This is a genomic window from Shinella sp. (assembly GCF_049651085.1).
Classification (GTDB): domain Bacteria; phylum Pseudomonadota; class Alphaproteobacteria; order Rhizobiales; family Rhizobiaceae; genus Shinella.
This window is the reverse complement of the sequence record NZ_JBASBL010000009.1, coordinates 205,528-220,229: the sequence shown is the minus strand read 5'-3', so window position 1 is coordinate 220,229 and position 14,702 is coordinate 205,528. Positions and strand designations below refer to the sequence as shown.

The window sequence follows — 14,702 nt, the reverse complement described above, 5'->3', positions numbered from 1 at the left end:
GACGGCCCGATTTCAGAAATGACGAAACGCCCTGCCCGTCGCCTGCTCGCGGTTTCCGCCGCGTTCATCGTCGCGGCAGGCGTTTTTGTTCTGGCCGATGCCCGCTCCGCCGATCATGGGCGCGATGACCTTTCGCAAAAGGACCGGGACCGTGTCGCAGCCGTGACCGCCCGGACGTCCGATTTTTCCAGGGCCGAGCAATATGAGGCAATGTCGGGCGGGGCGGCGACGTCGCTCGCCGCGATCAACGTGAACAGTTTTTCGCATTTTTCGGAAAACATCACCTTCGTCGAGGAAGAGACCTTCAAGCTCGGCAATGCCCTCTTCCAGAAGCTCTGGGTCTCCTCGCCCTCTTCCACGCAGGCCTCCGACGGGCTGGGGCCGCTCTACAATGCGCGCTCCTGCCAGACCTGCCACATCAAGGACGGCCGCGGCCATCCGCCGGAGGATCGAGCGGCAGACGCGACATCCATGTTCCTGCGCCTCGCCCGCGCCGCCAAGACGCCGGACGAAGAGGCGGCGCTGAAAAGCTTGCGCGAGATGAGCCTGCCGGATCCGATCTATGGCCGCCAGCTTCAGGATCTCGCCATTCCCGGCCTCAAGGGCGAGGGCCGCATGGTGATCGACTACAGCGAAGAGCCGGTAACGCTTGCCGGCGGCGAGGTCATCCTGCTGCGCCGCCCGACCTATTCCGTCGCCGATCTCGCCTATGGCGATCTCGACCCGACAACGACGCTCTCGCCGCGCGTCACCCAGCCGATGCTCGGCCTCGGCCTCATTCAGGCGATCCACGAGGCGGACATCCTGGCGCTGGCCGATCCCGACGATGCGGACGGCGACGGCATCAGCGGCAAGGCCGCCATCGCCATCGATCCGACGACCGGCAAACAGGCGCTCGGCCGGTTCGGCTGGAAGGCACAGTCGGCGAGCGTGCGCCAGCAGAGCGCCGAAGCCTTCGCCTTCGACATCGGCATCTCGACGCCGGAAGTGCCGCTGCATCAGGGCGACTGCACGGCGGCGCAAGCCGCCTGCCTCGAACGACCGGACGGCGTGCAGGCCCGGCTGGGCGAGGCGGAAGCGCCGCCGCCGGTGATGGACCTCGTCACCTTCTATGCGGAGAACCTCGCCGTGCCGGCGCGGCGCAGGGCGAGCTTTCCCCAAACGCTCGCCGGCAAGCGCGTCTTCTACGAGACAGGCTGCGCTTCCTGTCACCAGCCGAAATTCGTTACCCGGCGCGATGCCGCCAACAAGGCCCATGCCTTCCAGCTGATCTGGCCCTATTCCGATTTCCTGCTGCACGACATGGGCGAAGGCCTTGCCGACGGGCAGCAGGTCGGCGTGGCGGATGGCCGGGAGTGGCGCACGCCGCCGCTCTGGGGTATCGGCCTTACAAATACCGTCAACGGCCATACGTTCTTCCTGCATGACGGGCGCGCCCGCAATCTCACCGAGGCTATCCTGTGGCACGGCGGCGAGGCAAAGGCTGCGCGCGACCGCTTCGCGGCGCTGGAAAAACGTGACCGCGACGCCCTTCTGACCTTTCTGGAGAGCCTCTGATGCTGAACCGGCGCCCGATCTTCCCGCGTTTTGCCACCCTTCTTGCGGCAGGCCTGATGTTTTCCGCCACCCTGCCGGCGCTCGCGCAGGAGGGCGCGGCGCCCGTACCGCCGGACCTGACCGCAGACAACGTGCTGGGCGTGATGACGCGTGCGGTCGATGACGTCATCCGACCCGGCTACCGCGCCTTCGAGGCCTCGGCAGGCAAGCTCGCCGAAGCAACGGCCTCCTACTGCAAGACGCCTTCCCAAGCCTCGCGCAAAACCGTCGATGACGCCTTCCGGCAGGCGGTCACCGACTGGGGCCATATCGAGATCGTGCGCATCGGCCCGGTGCTCGACGACAACCGCTTCGAGCGCATCCTGTTCTATCCCGACCGCAAGGGAACCGGCCTGAAACAGGTGCAGGCGCTGCTGCGGGAACAGGACGAAGCCGATACCGACGCCACGACGATGGCCGGCAAGAGCGTCGCCATCCAGGGGTTCGGCGCGCTCGAATTCGCCCTCTACGGCACCGGCTCCGAAACGCTGGCGACCGGGAAGGACAGCTTCCGCTGCCGCTATGCCGCTGCCGTCGCCGCCCATATCCGCACGACGGCGAGCCAGCTTGCCGCCGCCTGGGATGCACCGGATGGCGTGCAGCGCGACTGGAAGCATCCCGGCCCGCAAAACCCCGTCTTCCGCACCGGCAAGGAAGCCATGACGGCGCTGCTCGGCATCCTCGTGCATGGCGCGGAAGCAGTGCGCGACCAGCGCATCGAGACCTTCTACCGCAATGGCGGCACGGCGCGGCCGAAATCGGCAGTATTCTGGCGCTCCGGCAACACCTGGACGTCGGTGAATGCCAATATCGAGGGCCTGCAAACGCTGTTCGACAAGTCCGGCATGGCGGACCTCATCGACCCGAACTTCCAGTCCATCGCCGGCAATATCGATTTCGTGCTGAAATCGCTGCATCGCGTCGCCCCGACGATCGATGCCGACATAGAAAAGGCGGTATCCGTGCCGGCGGAACAGCAGAAGATCACCTTCCTGCTCGTCAACACGCGCGACCTGATCCTGCGCCTCAACACGGAATATGGCGGCGCCATCGGGCTTGGCGCGGGCTTCTCCTTTGCGGACGGCGATTGATGGCGACCACGGGCAGCCATAGCGCGCTTGTCGACCGCCGCGCCTTCCTGCGCATGGCGGGCGCGGCCTGGGTCGCGACGCTCGATGCCCGCCAGTCCTTTGCGCTATCGCGCACCGACGCCGTCTTCGCCTCCGGCTACATGGAGCGCGACGGCAGCTTCGGCATTGCGGTGCTTGCCGAAGACGGCACGATCATCGACCGCACGGCGCTGCCCGCCCGCAGCCACGGCATGGCCTTCTCCCCCGCCACCGGCCATCTCGTCGCCTTCGCAAGGCGGCCCGGCACCTTCGCACTGGTGACAGACCGGACGGGCGAGACGGAACCCGTAACCATCGCGGCTGCCGAGGACCGGCACTTCTTCGGCCATGGCTGCTTTTCGCCGGACGGCAGATTGCTCTATGCCAGCGAGAACGATTTCGAGGCCAATCGCGGCGTGATCGGCCTCTACGACGCCCGTGACGGCTACCGCCGCATCGGCGAATATTCCACCTATGGCATCGGCACGCACGACCTCTCCGTCAGCGACGACGGACGCCTGCTGATTGCAGCCAATGGCGGCATCGAGACCCATCCGGATTTCGGCCGCACCAAGCTCAACCTCGACCACATGGAACCCTCGCTCGCCCTCATCGCGGCGGCGACCGGCACCCTTGTCGAGCGTCACACACTACCGGAAACGCTACGCCAGCTTTCCACGCGCCATATCGACCTCGACGACAGGGGCCGCATCTGGTTCGCCTGCCAGTATGAAGGTCCGCGCAACGACCTGCCGCCGCTCGTCGGCCATTTCGGCAAGGGAGAGGACCTGACCTTCCTCACGCTGCCGGAAGAAACCACGCTCGGCCTTGCCAACTATGTCGGCGCTATCGCCGTCAACCGGCGCGAGGGGCTTGTCGGCCTTACCTCGCCGAATGGCGGACGCTTCGTCGTTCTCGACGCCGGTTCCGGCCGTGTCGTCAGCCAGGAAGACATCGCGGACGCCGCCGGCATCGCCACGGCGCCGCGCGGCTTCGCCGTTTCCTCCTATGATGGCCGCTTTGCCGGACGGCGCGAGAATGTCGCCTGGGATCAGCACATCGCCAGCCTGAAGCCGCCTCGCTGAACAGGCCGATTGCCGTGACCGGCACAGAACGCTTGCAGTGCAGCATGCACCGTGCAAACGTCGGCCAACTTCACTTCGGGCCGACATGCCGGCAAATGTGTGCATCATGAACAGTTTTCCTCCATCGGGTTTTTCCGAGCGCATCCGCAAGAGTTTCGACCGGCAGGCTGCCATGCAGCTGATCGGGGCGGAGCTGACCCGTGTCGAACATGGCACGGTGGAGATCGAGCTGCCCTTCGACGAGAAACTGACGCAGCAGCACGGCTTTCTCCATGCCGGCGTCATTTCCGCCGCACTGGATACGGCCTGCGGCTATGCCGCCTATTCCGTCATCGACGCGGATGCCTCGATCCTCACCATCGAGTTCAAGGTCAACCTCATGTCGCCGGGGCGCGGCGAGCGTTTCCTCTTCCGCGGCGAGGTGACCAAGCCCGGCTCCAACATCATCGTGGCCGACGGGCGCGGCTATGCCATCTCCGATGGCCCTGCCAAGCTGATCGCCTCCATGACGGGCACGATGATGGTCATGCGCGGCCGCGAGGATATTGCCGAATGAGCATCCCCCTCAAGACCGTCGGCGCGCACCGCATCCTCTATGTCATGGCCGCCGATGCCGAATACGGACCGCATCTGAAAACGCGCATCGCGCCCTTCATGACGGGCGTCGGCCCGGTCGAGGCGGCCGTGCAGCTCACGCTCGCGCTCTCTCATCTGTCGGCGGAAGGCAACCTGCCCGATTTCGTCGTTTCGCTCGGCTCTGCCGGTTCGGCGACGCTGGAGCAGACCGGCGTCTATCAGGCATCCACCGTCTCCTATCGCGACATGGACGCCTCGCCGCTCGGCTTTACCAGGGGCGCGACGCCCTTCCTCGACCTTCCCGTGGAAATACCGCTTCCCATCCGCATTCCCGGCATCCCGCAGGCCCGGCTTTCGACCGGCGCCAACATCGTCTCGGGCGCCACCTATGACGATATCGATGCCGACATGGTGGAGATGGAAACCTATGCGGCCCTGCGCGCCTGCCAGACCTTCGGCATCCCGCTCATCGGCCTGCGCGGTATTTCCGACGGCAAGGCGGAACTCACCCATATCGGCGACTGGACGGAATACCTGCACGTGATCGACGAAAAGCTCTCCGCCGCCGTCGATCGGCTGGAAGCAGCAATCACCGGTGCGACCTTCCTTCGCAAAGGCTGAAAAACCGGCTTTCCCCGGTTGCGCGCCGCGCGGATATTCATTAAAGGCTCGCCATGACCCAGACAGCTCATCCCGACAGCGTTCTCATCATCGATTTCGGCAGCCAGGTGACCCAGCTCATCGGGCGGCGCGTGCGCGAAGCAGGCGTCTATTGCGAGATCATCCCCTTCCAGTCCGCGGAAGAAGCCTTCCACCGCATGCAGCCGAAGGCGATCATCTTCTCCGGCGGCCCCGCCTCGGTGCTCGACCAGGGCAGCCCGCGCGCGCCGCAGGTCGTCTTCGATTCCGGCCTGCCGATCCTCGGCATCTGCTACGGCCAGCAGACGCTTGCCACCCAGCTCGGCGGCACCGTCGAGGGCGGCCATGCCCGCGAATTCGGCCGCGCCGACGTGGAAATCCTGAAAGAGAGCCCGCTCTTCGACGGCTTCTGGCATGTCGGCAACAAATACCCGGTCTGGATGAGCCACGGCGACCGCGTCACCGTCGCCCCCGAAGGCTTCGAGATCATCGGCGTTTCCGAAAACGCACCCTTCGCCATCTGCGTCAACGAGGCGAAGCGCTACTACACCACCATGTTCCACCCGGAAGTGGTGCACACGCCGGACGGCGCGAAACTCATCTCCAACTTCGTGCACAAAATCGCCGGCATCAAGGGCGACTGGTCGATGTCGGCCTACCGTGCGCGCGCCGTCGAGGCGATCCGCGAGCAGGTCGGCGACAAGCGCGTCATCTGCGCCCTTTCCGGCGGCGTCGACAGTTCCGTTGCCGCTCTCCTCATCCATGAGGCCGTCGGCGCGCAGCTTACCTGCATCCTCGTCGACCACGGCCTGATGCGCAAGAACGAGGCGGCGGACGTCGTCGCCATGTTCCACGAGCACTACAACCTGCACCTCATCCACGTCGATGCCGTCGATCGCTTCGTCGGCGAGCTGGAAGGCGTCTCCGACCCGGAAACCAAGCGCAAGATCATCGGCCGTCTGTTCATCGAAGTCTTCGAGGAAGAGGCCAAGAAGCTCGGCGGCGCGGAATTCCTCGCCCAGGGCACGCTCTATCCCGACGTCATCGAGAGCGTCTCGTTTACCGGTGGCCCCTCGGTCACGATCAAGTCGCACCACAATGTCGGCGGCCTGCCCGAGCGCATGAACATGAAGCTCGTCGAGCCGCTGCGCGAGCTCTTCAAGGACGAAGTGCGCGTGCTCGGCCGCGAACTCGGCCTGCCGGACTCGTTCATCGGCCGTCACCCCTTCCCGGGCCCGGGCCTTGCCATCCGCTGCCCGGGCGGCATCACCCGCGACAAGCTGGAAATTCTCCGCGAAGCCGACGCCATCTATCTCGACGAGATCCGCAAGGCCGGCCTCTACGACAAGATCTGGCAGGCCTTCGCCGTGCTGCTGCCGGTCCAGACCGTCGGCGTCATGGGCGACGGGCGCACCTACGAGTTCGTCTGCGCCTTGCGCGCCGTGACCTCGGTCGACGGCATGACGGCCGACTTCTACCACTACGACATGAACTTCCTCGGCCGTGCGGCCACGCGCATCATCAACGAGGTCCGCGGCATCAACCGCGTCGTCTACGACGTGACGTCGAAGCCGCCGGGTACGATCGAGTGGGAGTGAGGGCTTCAGGCCCGACGCTTCCTCTCAACGTCGAAAGACAATCAAAGTCCCGGTGCCTCGCGCCGGGACTTTTTCTTTGCCTTGGCAGCATCACCGCCATCTACCGCACGCGCAAGTCGGACAAGCTTACCGCCCTCGCACTGCCCGGCTAGAACCCGAACGACTGCTGCGCCGGTTCCGGCGGGGCGAAGGAAATGCCTTCGAGGGCGAGCATCTTCAGTTTGGACGAAGCGCCGCCCGGCGCGGAGAAACCGCCGACCTTGCCGCCGGCGGCGAGCACACGGTGGCAGGGAATGATGAGGGCGATCGGGTTCTTCGCCATGGCCTGGCCGATCTCGCGGGCGCCTTCCGGGCCAGTACCGAGGGCGCGGGCAAGCGCGCCATAGGTCGTCGTCTCGCCCCAGTGCAAACGGCGCGCTGCATCGTAGATCACCCGGAAAAAATCGCTCTGGCCTGTAAGATCGAGCGGAACCTCGGTAAAGTCCGCCGCCTCGCCGGCAAAATACCGTTGCGCCGCCGCGACGGCGCTGGCGATTGCCGGTGGCGGTTCGGCTGCTTCCGCGCCCGGCAGATGGCGCAGCAGCAGGCGCTGCGTGGTGGCGGCATCCTCGCCGGGGAGCTGGAAGCGCACGACCCCGACCGCCGTCCAGGCGATGCCGCAGGGACCGCCTTGCGTATCGAAGATCCGAAAATAGGTCTTGCCGGTCATGATCGGCTCCTCATCCCGTTTGTCACAAGATCGGGCTTCGCCCGGCCGCTTTCAACCCGTTTCTTGCCAGGGCTTGCGCTCCCCGCAGCCAATTCGCATAACCCTCGGCAAGAATTCAGGAGGACGCAAAGTGGAACGTTCGGAGATCATCATCGGCGGTGATACGGCAGGCATCGAATGGCGCGTGCCGGTCTTCCGCTTTGCGGGCAGCGACGCGAAGGCGCCCTGCGTCTATATCCAGGCGGCGCTGCATGCCAACGAACTGCCCGGCACGGCGCTTCTCCACTTCCTGCTCGAACGGCTGCGCAGGGCGGAAGCCGATGACGCCATTCGCGGCGACATCACCGTCGTCCCGCAGGCAAATCCGATCGGCCTTGCGCAATATCACTTCAGCGAGATGGAGGGCCGGTTCGACCTCGGCTCACGCACGAATTTCAACCGCGATTTCCCGCTGGTGGCGCTTGCCGAGCGTGACACGCTGCTGGAAGACCTCGATCGCCGCCCCGCCGCCGACCGGCTGAAGCGCGCGCTGCTGCACAAGGCGCTCGGCGCAGATCTGATGCTGGACCTGCACTGCGACGACGAATCCCTGCAATACGCCTATATCGACGAGGCCTTCTGGCCGGAAGCGGCCGACCTTGCGAGCGCGCTCGACATGCAGGCCGTGTTCCTTTCGGACGGCGAAAGCACCGCCTTCGAGGAGGCCGTCGGCCATGCCTTCAAGCACCAGGGCGGCGACAAGCTCAAGACCGTGCCGGGCCGGCTTGCCGTCACCGTTGAACTGCGTGGAAAGCGCGATGTCTATCCGGACATGGCAAAGCGGGATGCGGACGGGCTCTGGGCGTTCCTCGCCGGCCGCGGCGTCGTTGCGGATCCGACGCAAGCGGCAAAGCCCTATGCCGGCCCGGCCGTGCCGCTCGACAATATCGAGATGGTGCGAGCCCCCGAGCCCGGCACCGTGCTGTTCCACCGCGAAATCGGCGACGCGGTGAAGGCGGGCGACCTTCTGGCGACGCTGATCACCCGGCCGGGCGAGCCGGACGGCACGCTTGCCGTGAAGGCCGGCCATGACGGACTGGTCGCCACGCGCAGCTCCGCCCGCTATGCGCGGCGCGGCGAGGACCTGATGAAGCTCGCCTGCCACGAAGCGACACGCAAGGATCGCAAGCCGGGCACGCTGGAGGACTGAGCGTCCTGCGGAAAAAATCTTTCCGCGGGGGGACGTTTGCCCCCCTCGCATTCGTATCGTCCAGAGCAATATATAGAGGCGGCAAAAGAATTTGCCGCCCTGGGATGGTCCGCACGCATCATGTTTGAGACGCTCTCCGCCTACTGGCCGCATATTCTCGTCGCCCTGTCGATTATCCTCGGCGTGCCGGCCGCAATCCATGTGACGATGACGAAGGAAGAGGTGCGTGCGGCGATCGGCTGGGTCGGCGTCATCATGCTCTCTCCGGTGGTCGGCCCGCTCATCTATGCGGTCGGCGGGGTGAACCGAATCCGCCGCAAGACGCTGAATCTCAGCCGCGAGGAGCTGCTGGCCGCCGGCTGGCACCATATGGCCGAATATGACGTGTCGAACGAGCATGTAAGGGTGGCCTATGGCGAAGCGCTTGCCGCGATGCAGCGCCTCGGCAATGCGGTCGGCCGCTGCAAGCTCACTTCCGGCAACCGCATCGCGCTGCTGCCGACCGGCGATGAGGCCTATGCCGCGATGCTTTCGGCCATCGGCAGCGCCGAGCGCTCGATCCTGCTGGAAACATACATCTTCGACCGCGACGGCGTGGGAGAGCGCTTCGTCGCGGCCCTGTCGGCAGCGGTTGCCCGCGGTGTCGAGGTGCGCGTGCTGATCGATGCGGTCGGCGCGCGCTATTCCATCCCCTCCATCGTGTCGGAACTGCAGCGCGCCAATGTGCCGACGGACGTCTTCAACGGCAATATCGTGATGGGCCTGCGCCTGCCCTATGCGAACCTGCGCACCCACCGCAAGATCCTCATCGTCGACGGCAGCGTCGCCTTCACCGGCGGGCTTAATATCCGAGCCGGCTTCTGCGCAGAATTTTCCGGCGCGACGACCGCACTCGATACGCATTTCCGCCTTACCGGACCGGTCGTCGGCGATCTGTTCCGCATTTCCTATGAGGACTGGCGCTTTTCCGGCGGCGACGACCTCTCCGGCGAGACCTGGCAGATAGCGCCGCCGCCGGACGCGCCGGAGAGCGGCATGCTTGCCCGCGTCGTGCCCTCCGGGCCGGACAAGAGCCTGGAGACCAATCACCGCATGCTGATGGGCGCCGTTTCCGTCGCCAAGAAGCATATCCGCATCATGTCGCCCTATTTCCTGCCCGACCGCGAGCTGATCAGCGCCATCGTCACGGCAGCGCGGCGCGGCGTGGAGATCGACATCGTCGTGCCCTCGTCCAACAACCTGAAGCTTGTCGATCTTGCCATGACCGCACAGTTCGACCAGATGCTGAAATATGGCTGCCGCATCTGGCGTGCCTCCGGTCCCTTCAACCATTCCAAGCTGACGGTGATCGACGACGCCTGGTCCTATGTCGGCTCGTCGAACATCGACCCGCGCTCGCTGCGGCTGAATTTCGAGGTGGATATCGAGGTGCTGGATGCGGACTTCGCCGACCTCATCGGCAACCGCATCGCCGCCGCCCTTTCACAGGCCGAGGAGGTCAGGCTCGACGATCTGAAGGCGCGGCCTTTCCCGCAGCGCCTCGTCGAGCGCATCACATGGCTTGGCTCACCGTATCTGTAGGCCCGAACGACCGCTCCCAGACGACCTTGAGGTCGATATGCGCCTTGATCGGCAGATGATCGGAGGCGATGCGGGCGAGCGGCGAGTTGTGCACCTCCACGGAGGTGACGAGATCGTGCGGATGGCCGAGCGCCCGGTCGAGCGCCAGAACCGGAAAGCGCGAGGGAAAGCTCGGCACCGCGCCGGAGGCCGGATCGAAGGTCGGCTGCAGGCGCGAGAGCGAGGAGCCCCGGCCGACGCGCCATTCGTTGAGGTCGCCGACCAGCAGCGTCGGCATTTCTTCCTCCTGCGCGACCGAGGCGAGAATCGCCATCGCCTGCTGTTCGCGCGAGCGCTTCAACAGGCCGAAATGCGCAGCGACGAGCCGGAGTTTTCCGACCGGCAGATCAAGGGTCACGACCAGCGCGCCGCGTGGCTCGATGCCCGGCAGCTTCAGCTGCCGCACCCCGCCGACCGCGCCCTTGCGGATCATGATCATGTTGCCGTGCCAGCCGTGGCCGGTGGAGGATAGCGCGGCGATCGGTACGGGCACGAGGCCGCAATCGCGCTCCAGCATGTCGAGGTCGAGCAGGCCCGAGCGCTCGCCGAAGCGCTTGTCCGCTTCCTGGATCGCGATGATATCCGCGTCGATCTCGGCAATCACGCTCGCCGTGCGCTCCGGATCGAAACGCCGGTCGATGCCCACGCATTTGTGCACGTTGTAGGACGCGATGACGGTGTCGCCCGGGCGATTGTTTTCCGGCGGACGATGGCCACGCCGTTTGCGGATGGCCGAAAGCAACGCCGCCGGCATGATCTTCTCGTTCAGCTTCCTGTCCACTGGCCCTTCCTTGGTGGCGCATCCATCATATGGGCGCTTTCCAACCATCGACAACCTTTTGCCGCCGAGAAATGTTCAACAAAAGCCTCACGGAAGAGCGCTCACCTGCATCTTCGGACTGTCGAGCAGGATGGTCGAACGCAGCGTCTTGATCTCGCCGATACGCTCGAACTCGCTCCACAGCAGCCGCCGGTAGTCAGCCACGTCCTTCACCGCGATCTTGAGGAGGAAATCGAAATCGCCGGCGACCGTGTGACATTCCACCACTTCCGGCATGCGCCGCACGAGATCGATGAACCGCTCGCCGACGCGGGGCGCCGTGCGCTCCAGCGTCACCTCCAGAAAGGCCTGGAAGCCGATACCGGCCGCGCGCGGATCGACGATCACCGTATGGCGGATCACGCCATTCGCCTCCAGCCGCGCCAGCCGGCGCGAGAGCGGCGCGGGAGAGAGCCCGACCTTTTCGGCGAGCTGGTTGTTGGAAAGCCCCGCATCCTCGACGAGCAGGCGGATGATGCGCCGGTCCGTCTGGTCCAGCACCATCCCGTCGCCAGCTTTTCTGTCCATATCCCGCTCCCGGAGCAAAAACCTGCATCAATCTAGCCGCCATGGGCAAGAATACAAAAGCTTCTTGCGCTTTCTCCGCAATATCATGGTCGATTTTGCGAGGACTTTGGCCTACACCCACTGCATACTCCACCCCATACAGGAAACCGGCCATGTTCGACGCCCTCACCCGCCAGCCCGATGATCCGTTGCTTGCCCTGATCGGCCTTTTCCGAGCGGACGAGCGGGCCGGCAAGGTGGATCTCGGCGTCGGCGTTTATCGCGACGAAACGGGCGCGACGCCGATCTTCCGCGCGGTGAAGGAGGCCGAGCGCCGCCTCGTCGAGACCCAACCGACCAAGTCCTATGTCGGACCGGAAGGCGACCCGGTCTTTCTCGAGCGGCTCTGGGACTTGACGACGGGCGACGCCGGCCGCGGCCGGGCTGTTGCCGCCCTCCAGACGCCGGGTGGTTCCGGGGCGCTGCGCCTTGCCGCCGACCTGATGGCGCGCATAGGCACCAAGGGCATCTGGCTCGGCCTGCCGAGCTGGCCGAACCATGCCAGCATCTTCAAGGCGGCCGGCCTTGAAGTCATCACCTACCCCTTCTTCGACATCCCCTCGCAGGCCGTGCTCTTCGACCGCATGATGGAATCGCTGTCGGGCGCCGCGCCCGGCGATGCCGTGCTGCTTCATGCCAGTTGCCACAACCCGACCGGCGCGAACCTTTCGGCCGACCAGTGGCGCGCCGTCTCCGACCTCATCGCCGAGCGTGGCCTGCTGCCGCTCGTCGATATCGCCTATCAGGGCTATGGCCGCGGTCTAGACGAGGACGCCGCGGGCCTGCGCACGCTGCTTGCCACCGTGCCGGAAGCACTCGTTTCCGTTTCCTGCTCGAAATCCTTCGGCCTCTACCGCGAACGCACCGGCGCGATCTATGCCGCCTGCAGCAATGCCGAGGCGGCGCTGACCGTGCGCACCAACCTCGCCGCGCTCGCCCGCACCAGCTATTCCATGCCGCCGGATCATGGCGCGGCCATCGTCAGCACGATCCTCGGCGACGCGGCCCTGACGGCCGACTGGAAGGCGGAGATCGAAAGCATGCGGCTGCGCATCACCTCGATCCGCGAGCGCCTCGCCACCGGCCTTTCCGCCCGCTGGCAGGTGCTGACGGCCATCCGCGAGCAGGAAGGCATGTTCTCGCTGCTGCCGCTCGAAGAGGCGGCCGTGCTGAAGCTGCGCGCCGAGCACGCCATCTACATGCCGACCTCAGGCCGCATCAACATTGCCGGCCTCAAGTCGGCGGAAGTCGATGCCGTCATCGAGAAATTCCTGAGCCTCTGAGGTCAAACATGACGGTCGAGACGGCGGCGCAGCCCGAGCGCCATTCCGCCTACGAGGATGTCATCGCCATCGTCGTCGGCACGATGTTCATGGCGCTCGGCGTAGTGATCTATACCAAGGCGGTGCTGCTTGCCGGCAGCACTGCGGGCCTGGCCCTGCTGCTGCAATATGCGACGGGCATCGGCTTCTGGTGGCTGTTCTTCGCCATCAACCTGCCGTTCTACGTGCTTGCCGTCAAAAAGCTCGGCTGGGCCTTCACGCTGCGCACCTTCGCTGCCGTCACGCTGGTGTCGATCTTTACCCGGCTCACTTCTGACCTCGTCTCCTTCTCCCATCTCGATCCGCTCTATGCGGCGATCATGGGCGGGGCGCTGTCCGGCACGGGCCTGCTCATCCTCTTTCGCCACCGCACGGGGCTTGGCGGCATCAATGTGCTGGCGATCTACCTGCAGGACCGCTTCGGCCTGCGCGCCGGCTACTTCCAGCTTGCCGTCGATCTTGCCATCCTATCCGCCGCCTTCTTTGTCATTCCGCTCGACCGCCTCGCCCTTTCCATCGTAGGCGCCGTCGTCGTCAACATGACGCTCGCCATCAATCACCGCCCCGGCCGCTATCACGGGGTGACGTGACAGCCACAGAGCTTTATGAAGGCATTTCAAAGACATGAGGAGAGGCGCGTGACCGTCACGATCTACGGCATCAAGAACTGCGACACGATGAAGAAGGCGAGGACCTGGCTCGACGGCAGGGGCGTCGTCTACCGCTTCCACGACTACAAGCTGGAAGGCATCGACGCGGCAAGCCTCACGCACTGGGTCGATGCGCTCGGCTGGGAAACCGTGCTCAACCGCGCCGGCACCACCTTCCGCAACCTGCCCGACGCAGACAAGCAGGATATCGATGCGGCGAAGGCAATCGCGCTGATGCTCGCCCAGCCCTCGATGATCAAGCGCCCCATCCTCGACCGCGACGGGCAACTGACCGCCGGTTTCAAGCCGGACATCTACGAAACCCTGTTCTGAACGTCTGGATCTCTAGGCGGGCCGGCGATAGCCGGTCGGCTGCTGGTAGAGATAGCCGGTGCGCTCGATGGCCGTGGCCAGCGGCTCGCGGGCAACGCTCATCGTGTGACCATTGGCGTGGATGATGGTTTCGCCATCCTCCATGATGGCCACATGGCCCTTCCAGAACACGAGGTCGCCACGCCGCAGTTCCTCGCGTGTGATGGGCGTACCGAGGCCCGTTGCCTGCATGTCGGAATCGCGCGGCGCGCTGCGGCCCGTCATCATCATCGAGAGCTGCACGAGGGCGGAGCAATCGAGGCCGAAGCCGGAGCGACCGCCCCACAGATAGGGCGTTTCGAGAAACCGGCCCGCCACGGCGACATAGTCGTCGCTCACCATCTCGCCGACGGGCAGGCAATGGCCGGCAATGACCGACTGGCCGCCTTCGAGCGTGAAATAGCGCGTGCCGCGCGTCTCGCTCTCGCCTGTAATCGTTAGCCGGCTTCCGATGGAAAGGGCGAAGGCTGCGGGTGTGCGCAGGTCCGGACCGCTATAGGCGAAGCTGCGCGGCACCGCGACAACATGCGTTGCGGCTGTTGCCGCAGCCTCATCCAGCGCCGCTTCCGGCAGATAGCCCACATAGCCGTCGAGATCCGACTTTACCCAGGCCCAGCCGTTTGCCCGGTCGAGCACCCGCAGGCGCTCGCCGAACAGCACCTGCGTATCGATGCCAGCCGTTTCGTCCGGCCGGGGGCGAAGGGCGGCGACCGGGGCGGCAACGCGCGCCGGCGTTCCCGTCACGTATCGTTCGGCCGTCACGGTGTCCTGAAGCGCCGCTTCGGCGAGGTCGGGACGATAGGCGTTGAGGCGGCGGTCTGGCAGAGCGTTCATAGTGTTCTCACGAGGC

At 65.5% G+C, this 14,702-nt stretch carries 15 protein-coding genes; 11 read left to right on the top strand and 4 right to left on the bottom strand.

Features of this window, described 5'->3' with window-relative positions:
- Positions 1-18 precede the first annotated feature (18 nt).
- The 6 genes from WA950_RS06320 to guaA all read left to right on the top strand — a co-directional run bounded on the left by WA950_RS06320 (position 19) and on the right by guaA (position 6,603).
- Complete coding sequence (locus tag WA950_RS06320; RefSeq protein ID WP_424550840.1) at positions 19-1,557, top strand: di-heme oxidoredictase family protein; 1,539 nt, start codon at positions 19-21, stop codon at positions 1,555-1,557.
- Positions 1,557-2,687, top strand: coding sequence for an imelysin family protein (locus WA950_RS06315; protein WP_424550839.1), 1,131 nt, complete (start codon positions 1,557-1,559; stop codon positions 2,685-2,687). The genes WA950_RS06320 and WA950_RS06315 overlap by 1 nt, the downstream gene beginning before the upstream one ends.
- Complete coding sequence (locus WA950_RS06310; protein WP_424550838.1) at positions 2,687-3,790, top strand: DUF1513 domain-containing protein; 1,104 nt, start codon at positions 2,687-2,689, stop codon at positions 3,788-3,790. Before WA950_RS06315 ends, WA950_RS06310 begins: the two co-directional genes overlap by 1 nt.
- A gap of 106 nt (positions 3,791-3,896) precedes the next feature.
- The gene (locus WA950_RS06305) at positions 3,897-4,346 is read left to right on the top strand and encodes a PaaI family thioesterase (protein WP_424550837.1); all 450 of its coding nucleotides are present in this window, start codon (positions 3,897-3,899) and stop codon (positions 4,344-4,346) included.
- Positions 4,343-4,987, top strand: a complete 645-nt coding sequence (locus WA950_RS06300; protein WP_424550836.1) for a 5'-methylthioadenosine/S-adenosylhomocysteine nucleosidase — start codon at positions 4,343-4,345, stop codon at positions 4,985-4,987. The genes WA950_RS06305 and WA950_RS06300 overlap by 4 nt, the downstream gene beginning before the upstream one ends.
- 53 nt (positions 4,988-5,040) lie before the next feature.
- Positions 5,041-6,603, top strand: a complete 1,563-nt coding sequence (guaA, locus tag WA950_RS06295) for a glutamine-hydrolyzing GMP synthase (RefSeq protein ID WP_424550835.1) — start codon at positions 5,041-5,043, stop codon at positions 6,601-6,603.
- A 148-nt stretch (positions 6,604-6,751) separates the two neighbouring features.
- Here guaA and WA950_RS06290 read toward each other — a convergent pair whose 3' ends face one another.
- Positions 6,752-7,312 carry a methylated-DNA--[protein]-cysteine S-methyltransferase gene (locus WA950_RS06290; protein ID WP_424550834.1) on the bottom strand — a complete coding sequence of 187 codons (561 nt, stop codon included), beginning with the start codon at positions 7,310-7,312 and terminating at the stop codon, positions 6,752-6,754.
- A 130-nt stretch (positions 7,313-7,442) separates the two neighbouring features.
- Here WA950_RS06290 and WA950_RS06285 point away from each other — a divergent pair, with 130 nt between their 5' ends.
- Positions 7,443-8,501, top strand: coding sequence for a peptidase M14 (locus WA950_RS06285; RefSeq protein ID WP_424550833.1), 1,059 nt, complete (start codon positions 7,443-7,445; stop codon positions 8,499-8,501).
- Between the two features lie 120 nt (positions 8,502-8,621).
- Positions 8,622-10,082 (top strand): phospholipase D-like domain-containing protein, encoded by a 1,461-nt coding sequence (locus WA950_RS06280; protein WP_424550832.1) that lies wholly within the window; start codon positions 8,622-8,624, stop codon positions 10,080-10,082.
- On the opposite strand, the gene WA950_RS06275 is transcribed toward WA950_RS06280, so the two are convergent.
- Positions 10,054-10,875, bottom strand: a complete 822-nt coding sequence (locus tag WA950_RS06275) for an endonuclease/exonuclease/phosphatase family protein (protein WP_424550993.1) — start codon at positions 10,873-10,875, stop codon at positions 10,054-10,056. The genes WA950_RS06280 and WA950_RS06275 overlap by 29 nt on opposite strands.
- 114 nt (positions 10,876-10,989) lie before the next feature.
- Complete coding sequence (locus tag WA950_RS06270) at positions 10,990-11,469, bottom strand: Lrp/AsnC family transcriptional regulator (protein WP_424550831.1); 480 nt, start codon at positions 11,467-11,469, stop codon at positions 10,990-10,992.
- A 152-nt stretch (positions 11,470-11,621) separates the two neighbouring features.
- Between WA950_RS06270 and WA950_RS06265 the strand changes: the two genes are divergently transcribed.
- Genes WA950_RS06265 through WA950_RS06255 form a run of 3 tightly spaced genes read left to right on the top strand, consistent with a single transcriptional unit; the run spans position 11,622 to position 13,813 of the window.
- The gene (locus WA950_RS06265) at positions 11,622-12,791 is read left to right on the top strand and encodes an amino acid aminotransferase (protein WP_424550830.1); all 1,170 of its coding nucleotides are present in this window, start codon (positions 11,622-11,624) and stop codon (positions 12,789-12,791) included.
- 8 nt (positions 12,792-12,799) lie between these two features.
- Positions 12,800-13,420, top strand: coding sequence for a YitT family protein (locus tag WA950_RS06260; protein WP_424550829.1), 621 nt, complete (start codon positions 12,800-12,802; stop codon positions 13,418-13,420).
- A 48-nt stretch (positions 13,421-13,468) separates the two neighbouring features.
- A complete protein-coding gene (locus WA950_RS06255; RefSeq protein WP_424550828.1) occupies positions 13,469-13,813 on the top strand; it encodes an ArsC family reductase in 345 nt (114 codons plus the stop codon).
- Positions 13,814-13,825: 12 nt separating this feature from the next.
- Here the strand turns inward: WA950_RS06255 and WA950_RS06250 are convergent, their stop codons facing one another.
- Positions 13,826-14,686 carry an NlpC/P60 family protein gene (locus tag WA950_RS06250; RefSeq protein ID WP_424550827.1) on the bottom strand — a complete coding sequence of 287 codons (861 nt, stop codon included), beginning with the start codon at positions 14,684-14,686 and terminating at the stop codon, positions 13,826-13,828.
- Positions 14,687-14,702 lie beyond the last annotated feature (16 nt).

Excerpts from the sequence above, each read along its gene's own strand:
- WA950_RS06320 (WP_424550840.1), top strand. The coding sequence starts at position 19 with ATGACGAAACGCCCTGCCCGTCGCCTGCTCGCGGTTTCCGCCGCGTTC.
- WA950_RS06315 (WP_424550839.1), top strand. The coding sequence starts at position 1,557 with ATGCTGAACCGGCGCCCGATCTTCCCGCGTTTTGCCACCCTTCTTGCG.
- WA950_RS06310 (WP_424550838.1), top strand. The coding sequence starts at position 2,687 with ATGGCGACCACGGGCAGCCATAGCGCGCTTGTCGACCGCCGCGCCTTC.
- WA950_RS06305 (WP_424550837.1), top strand. The coding sequence starts at position 3,897 with ATGAACAGTTTTCCTCCATCGGGTTTTTCCGAGCGCATCCGCAAGAGT.
- WA950_RS06300 (WP_424550836.1), top strand. The coding sequence starts at position 4,343 with ATGAGCATCCCCCTCAAGACCGTCGGCGCGCACCGCATCCTCTATGTC.
- guaA (WP_424550835.1), top strand. The coding sequence starts at position 5,041 with ATGACCCAGACAGCTCATCCCGACAGCGTTCTCATCATCGATTTCGGC.
- WA950_RS06290 (WP_424550834.1), bottom strand. The coding sequence starts at position 7,312 with ATGACCGGCAAGACCTATTTTCGGATCTTCGATACGCAAGGCGGTCCC.
- WA950_RS06280 (WP_424550832.1), top strand. The coding sequence starts at position 8,622 with ATGTTTGAGACGCTCTCCGCCTACTGGCCGCATATTCTCGTCGCCCTG.
- WA950_RS06275 (WP_424550993.1), bottom strand. The coding sequence starts at position 10,875 with ATGCCGGCGGCGTTGCTTTCGGCCATCCGCAAACGGCGTGGCCATCGT.
- WA950_RS06270 (WP_424550831.1), bottom strand. The coding sequence starts at position 11,469 with ATGGACAGAAAAGCTGGCGACGGGATGGTGCTGGACCAGACGGACCGG.
- WA950_RS06265 (WP_424550830.1), top strand. The coding sequence starts at position 11,622 with ATGTTCGACGCCCTCACCCGCCAGCCCGATGATCCGTTGCTTGCCCTG.
- WA950_RS06260 (WP_424550829.1), top strand. The coding sequence starts at position 12,800 with ATGACGGTCGAGACGGCGGCGCAGCCCGAGCGCCATTCCGCCTACGAG.
- WA950_RS06250 (WP_424550827.1), bottom strand. The coding sequence starts at position 14,686 with ATGAACGCTCTGCCAGACCGCCGCCTCAACGCCTATCGTCCCGACCTC.